This is a genomic window from Streptomyces sp. NPDC019224, assembly GCF_040632605.1.
Lineage (GTDB): Bacteria > Actinomycetota > Actinomycetes > Streptomycetales > Streptomycetaceae > Streptomyces.
Genome location: NZ_JBEYCF010000102.1, coordinates 1 through 5,394 on the forward strand (window position 1 = coordinate 1; position 5,394 = coordinate 5,394).

A 5,394-nucleotide genomic window follows, 5' to 3' on the forward strand; every position below is an offset into this window, starting at 1 on the left:
GGAGCCCTGCCGGTCCGGACCGGCAGGGCTCCCGCGCGTACGAACGGCCCGGCACCAGCCAGAGTTCGTGTGTCGTTCGTGTGCCGTCCCCTGGGACAGGGCGCCCCGTTCGGTCCGAGTCGAGATCGTCGGGCCGCCCACCCCCACGACGACCTCAGGACGGAACCACGTGACCGCATCGACTGCTCGTCCACGGCCTCGCGCTCTTGCCCGCTTCCTCCTCGCCACGCCCCTGCTTGCCGCCGGTGTGCTCACCGGCGGGCCCGCCGCACACGCGGCGGCGGCGGACGACGTGCGCATCAACGAAGTGGTGACCACCGGCGGCGTCAACGACTCCGTCGAGCTGTACAACAAGGGCACCACCGCGATCAACGTATCGGGCTGGGTCCTGAAGGACGACGACAAGGACCACAGCTACAAGATCCCCTCCGGCACCACGCTGGCACCCGGCGGGTTCCGGGCGTTCGACGTCAGCGGCGCGTACGGTCTGGGTTCGGCCGACGAGGCCCGGCTCTACCTCGCCGACGGCAGGACCCAGGTCGACGGCTTCTCCTGGAGCGAGCACTCCGGTCCGTCCTGGTCGCGCTGCGCCGACGGCACCGGCGCCTTCGAGCAGGCGGACACCGTGACCCTGGGCGGCCCGAACGACTGCGGCACGGGCGGCGGGGACGACGGGGACGACGGAGGCTCCACGAGCCCCGCGGCGTGGCCCGGTGGCAGCGCGGTCGCCAACGCGGACGGCTCCGACGTGTTCGGCGAGGACCTGAGCGGCCTCCACCAGGACGGCAGCGTGCTGTGGGCGGCGCAGAACAGCGGCAAGCTGTGGCGCCTGGTGCGGGACGGGTCCGGCGGCTGGAAGCCGGACACCGCGAACGGCTGGTCATCCGGCAAGGCCCTGCGCTTCCCCGGCGGCTCCGGCAGCCCGGACAGCGAGGGGGTCACCGCGGCCGGCGGCGGGATCTTCGTCGCGAGCGAGCGCAACGGTGACGCCTCCGGCACGAGCCGCCTGTCGGTGCTGAAGTACGACGTCAGCGGTTCGGGTTCCTCGCTCACCGCCGCGAAGGAGTGGAACCTCACCTCCGGCCTCCCCTCGACCGGCTCCAACCTCGGCCTCGAAGCGATCACCTGGGTCCCGGACGCGGCGCTGACCGGCGCCGGCTTCAAGGACGCCTCGACCGGGGCTGCGTACGACCCGGCCCGCTATGGCGCCCACAGCGGCGGGGTGTTCTTCGTCGGCGTCGAGGGCACCGGCATGGTCCACGGCTACGTGCTGGCCGACTCCGGCTCGTCCACCCGCGTCACGTCCTTCAGCAGCGGCATGTCCGGTGTGATGGAGCTCCAGTGGGAGCCCCAGGCGTCGCGCCTCTGGGCGGTCTGCGACGACACCTGCGACGGCCGGCACCGCACCCTGAAGGTCGACGCGACGGGCACGTTCGGCACGGTCGCCGTGTACAACCGTCCGAGCGGCATGCCGAATTACAACAACGAGGGCTTCGCCCTGGCCGGCGCGGACGAGTGCGTGGCCGGGTCCAAGCCCGTCTACTGGTCCGACGACGCCAACGACGGCGGCCACGCGCTGCGCCGGGGCAGCGTCAGCTGCTGACCCGGTCGGGGATCTCGTACTCGGCCCACACCGTCTTGCCCGGTCCCTGCGCCCTGGGGTACCAGCCCCAGCGGGACGCGATCCCCTCCACGAGCAGCAACCCCCGCCCGTCGTCCGCGAGCCCGGGCGCAAGGAGTTTCCCGGGCGGGGGCGGCACCCGCTCGCCCCGGGTGTCGGTCACCTCGATCCGCACGGCCGGGCCGGGCCGTTCCACGAGCCGCAGCAGCACGTGGAAGTCCCGCCCGGCCACGTGCCCGTGCCGCACCGCGTTCACGGCCGGCTCGCCGGTGATCAGGACGACCGCCTCATGGGTCTCCGCCGGCCGAGACCGCACCCTTGACAGGGGCGACGCGGACGTCGGCATACCGACGCGCGTCGTCCCGTCCGGCATTGAGTCAAACTGCTTTACTCAGGCATGTCACGAATGGTTCTTCAGGCGGCCCCGACAGCCGATCCGAAGGCCGGGCGGGTCACCAGACGGGACGCAGGGGCGGGATCTCGTCACCGGCCAGCGCGCGGACGAGTGCCGCCAACTCGGCCCGCGGCACCGAGAGTCCGCTCCCCCGGAGCCGCAGCTGCAGCTCCACCTCGACCTCCCGCAGGATGTTCCCGGCCACGACCAGGTGCTCCAGGGCCTGCTCGGTAAGGACCACCAGCTTGCGGCGTCCACCCGCGGGGTGGGGGCGCCGCTGCACATAGCCCCCCTTCTCCAGCTCGTCGACCAGTTGGCCGGCCGCCTGCTTGGTGACTCCGAGCCGCTCCGCCAGTTCGGTGCTCGTCAGCCCGGGACCGTAGAGCGCCTGGAAGGCCAGCCCGTGCATGGGGCGCAGGTCGTCGTACCCCGCGGCGTCCAGCCTGCGCACGAACTCGGAGAGCACCAGCTGGAACGCCATGCCAAGGAGAAAGCTCAGCTCGGTCCGCTCAAGAGGGTCGTCGGTCTTCATCTGCCCATGTTGACACAGATGTGTACAGTCGCTTTACTCTCATTCGAGTAAAGCGACTTTCTATAGGGAGTGGAATGTACGTAGTATCCGAAGCTGATGCGCGCACCACCCGCACCGCCGCAGCGACCATGTTCGGCTTGGCCGCACCCAGCCAGGGCAGCACGGAGCTCTGCACCTGGCGGGTCGAGATGTCCGCCGACAACGCGACCCCCGTGCACGAGATCGACCGCGAGCAGATCTGGATGCCGCTCTCCGGCGCCTTCGAGGTGACCATCGGCGACGAGGTCGAGACGGTGAAGGCCGGTCAGGCGGTCATCGTGCCGGGCGGAGCCACCCGTCAGCTCAAGGCGCTCGAGGACACGCAGGCCCTCGTCGCCATGGTGGCCGGTGGACAGGCCACCACCCCTGACGGGACCAAGGTCACGCCCCCCTGGGCCGCCTGATCCCACCAGACGCGCAGCTCGGCCCGTGGCACCCCGTCCACAGGCCGGGCTGCGCCCTGGCGTACCGGTCCCCACCCCCTCGCGGGTCTGGCCTACGCGCACTTCTCCCAACTGGCCGTCAGCGACCGGGACACCCCGGAGTGTCCACGCCGAAGCCGTCGGCACGCCCAGCATCGAACTGCTCCGGGCCGAGCAAGCAATTCCTCCCGAGCCCTGAAGGGCCGGGATTCCTTGCTAGATCATGTTGAACGCGACCTACTTCAGCAGGGTCTTCAAGGACGCGTTCGGGGTGTCGCCCCGGGCCCGGCGCGACGAGAACCTCAGCCGCGCCCGGCGCGGCTGAGGTACCGGGCCCGAGGGCGGCGGCCCGCTCGGGCACGCCCCCGTCCGGGTGGCCCCGTCCCGCTGGAAGGCGCAACACCTCGTGTCGCGCGCGCGGAGCGGGGGCCGGGCATACCCAGGATGCCGCCATGAGACCCATGCCCATGCGCCTAGCCGCGCTGCGCTCACGCGCCCGCACCACGGGAGCGGCCTGCGCCGTCCTGGCGACCGTCGTCCCCGTCTTCACCCTCGGCTTCGGCGCCGCGCCGGCCGCCGCCGAGCCCCTGCCCGGCGGGCTCGGGCCGTGCGTGCCGGGCGACTGCCCCGACCCGTTCCCGCCGATCAACAACGGCGACTTCGCCGGCCGCGACGACGCGATCAGCATCTTCGTCGGCGACGACTTCCTCGTGCGGGGCCGGGCCGCCGAGGCCGAGGGCCGGGTCGTCGTGCTCGACGACTTCGACCAGAACAAGGACACGGAAGCGGGCGGGGTGTACAACCTCGGGATCGTCGGGGTGGGGTCGCGCGTCCCGCCGCCCGTCGGCTCGGACTTCCTGACCGCCGGCGGGGACGTGACCATCGCCGCCGGGCAGACCCTGGACACGACGGGCGGTGTCGCCGGTGAGGTGGGCACCGTGCGCTACGCGGGCACCCAGACGGGGACCGTCACCGGGACGACGGTCCAGGACGACGACGCGACAGCCCCGTACGAGGACCTGCGCGACCAGCTCACGGCGGCCAGCCAGTGCTACGCGCGGCCGGACGGCACCCTCCGGACATCCACCGGGACCGCGGTGAACCAGGGCTTCCAGACGCTGTTCACCGGCGACGGGACGTCGCAGCTCCAGGTGTTCAACGTCGACTTCGACATGGTCAACCCGAGCTCCCCCAACGGAAGCCAGTCCATCGCGTTCGAGGGCATCCCCGACAGCGCGACGATCCTGGTCAATGTGGTCGGGGAGAACCGTGTCATCAACACCACCAGCGGGAGCGACACGCTGGGCCAGTACCGCGAGCGGCTGCTGTGGAACCTGCCCGACGCCACCACGGCGGCCTTCACCGGATCCGGGCAGTTCCAGGGCAGCGTCCTGGTGGGCGAGCAGGAGTCCATGACCACCGTGAGCCTGCCCGGTATGAACGGCAGGTTCTTCACCACCGGCTCGCTCACCCACACCAGCGACAACGCCGGGGTGGAGTTCCACGCCTACCCGTTCGACGGCGACCTCCCGGGCTGCGACGATCCGCAGCCGGTGACGGGGGCGGTGAGCGTGCTGAAGACCGACGAGGAGACCGGTGACCCGCTCGCCGGGGCCGAATTCGAGCTGTGGCGCGAGACCAACGGCGTCGACGGCCTCCAGACCGACGGCGCCGACCCCGACACCCTCGTCACCGACTGCACCACCCCGGCGAACGGCGTCTGCTCCGAGACCACGACCCCGGGCACCTACTACTGGCGCGAGACCGAGGCCCCCGACGGCTACGAGCTGCCCGACCCCGACGTCTTCGGGCCCCTCACCCTCACCGAGGACAACGCCGAGGACGGCGTCCGGATCGAGGCCGCCAACAGCCAGGAACCCGTGCCGCCCGTGACCGGCTCGCTCACCCTGGACAAGACGGACGCGAAGAACGATGAGCCGCTGGCCGGAGCCGTCTTCCAGCTGTGGCGCGAGACCAATGGCGTCGACGGCCTCCAGACGAGCGGGGCGAACCCCGACACCCTCGCCGACGCGGGCTGCTCCACCGACGAGGAGGGACAGTGCACCTTCGACGACCTGCCGCTCGGTGAGTACTACCTGCGCGAGACCGCCGTCCCCGAGGGGTACGTCCTGCCGGCGAACCCCGTCTCCGGACCCTTCGAGGTGACGGAGGAGAACAGCGAGGAGGGCGTCACCGTGGAACTGGCCAACGACCGCGGTGAGCCGTGCAAGGGCAAGGACTGCAAGGACCACCAGCACAAGGCCGCACGCGGCTGACGTGATTCCACCCGCCCGGCCGCCCCCCCGGGGGGGGGCGGGGGGGGGGCCGGTTGGTGGAGGAGGCCCCGGGGTAAGCACGTCACCACATTGGGGATGTGGGGTTGGGG

The 5,394-nt window shown here is 71.6% G+C and carries 4 protein-coding genes and 1 pseudogene; 3 read left to right on the forward strand and 2 right to left on the reverse strand.

The features are described from left to right. Positions 1-169 precede the first annotated feature (169 nt). Positions 170-1,603 (forward strand): lamin tail domain-containing protein, encoded by a 1,434-nt coding sequence (locus ABZ564_RS32575; RefSeq protein ID WP_360863098.1) that lies wholly within the window; start codon positions 170-172, stop codon positions 1,601-1,603. Here the strand turns inward: ABZ564_RS32575 and ABZ564_RS32580 are convergent. Continuing rightward, positions 1,593-1,913, reverse strand: a pseudogene (locus tag ABZ564_RS32580) (ATP-binding protein); the annotation flags it as partial. The gene ABZ564_RS32575 and the pseudogene ABZ564_RS32580 overlap by 11 nt on opposite strands. Before the next feature lie 160 nt (positions 1,914-2,073). Next, positions 2,074-2,547: a MarR family transcriptional regulator gene (locus ABZ564_RS32585; protein WP_360863100.1), complete on the reverse strand. Its 474-nt coding sequence runs from the start codon at positions 2,545-2,547 to the stop codon at positions 2,074-2,076. A gap of 74 nt (positions 2,548-2,621) precedes the next feature. Here ABZ564_RS32585 and ABZ564_RS32590 point away from each other — a divergent pair, with 74 nt between their 5' ends. Both ABZ564_RS32590 and ABZ564_RS32595 read left to right on the forward strand, forming a co-directional pair. Continuing rightward, positions 2,622-2,990: a cupin domain-containing protein gene (locus tag ABZ564_RS32590; RefSeq protein ID WP_360863102.1), complete on the forward strand. Its 369-nt coding sequence runs from the start codon at positions 2,622-2,624 to the stop codon at positions 2,988-2,990. A 470-nt stretch (positions 2,991-3,460) separates the two neighbouring features. Next, the gene (locus ABZ564_RS32595; RefSeq protein ID WP_360863104.1) at positions 3,461-5,284 is read left to right on the forward strand and encodes a choice-of-anchor A family protein; all 1,824 of its coding nucleotides are present in this window, start codon (positions 3,461-3,463) and stop codon (positions 5,282-5,284) included. The last annotated feature ends 110 nt before the right edge of the window (positions 5,285-5,394 follow it).

Bases quoted from the DNA above. Each gene is read 5' to 3' on its own strand.
- ABZ564_RS32585 (WP_360863100.1), bottom strand. From the start codon at position 2,547: ATGAAGACCGACGACCCTCTTGAGCGGACCGAGCTGAGCTTTCTCCTT.
- ABZ564_RS32590 (WP_360863102.1), top strand. From the start codon at position 2,622: ATGTACGTAGTATCCGAAGCTGATGCGCGCACCACCCGCACCGCCGCA.
- ABZ564_RS32595 (WP_360863104.1), top strand. From the start codon at position 3,461: ATGAGACCCATGCCCATGCGCCTAGCCGCGCTGCGCTCACGCGCCCGC.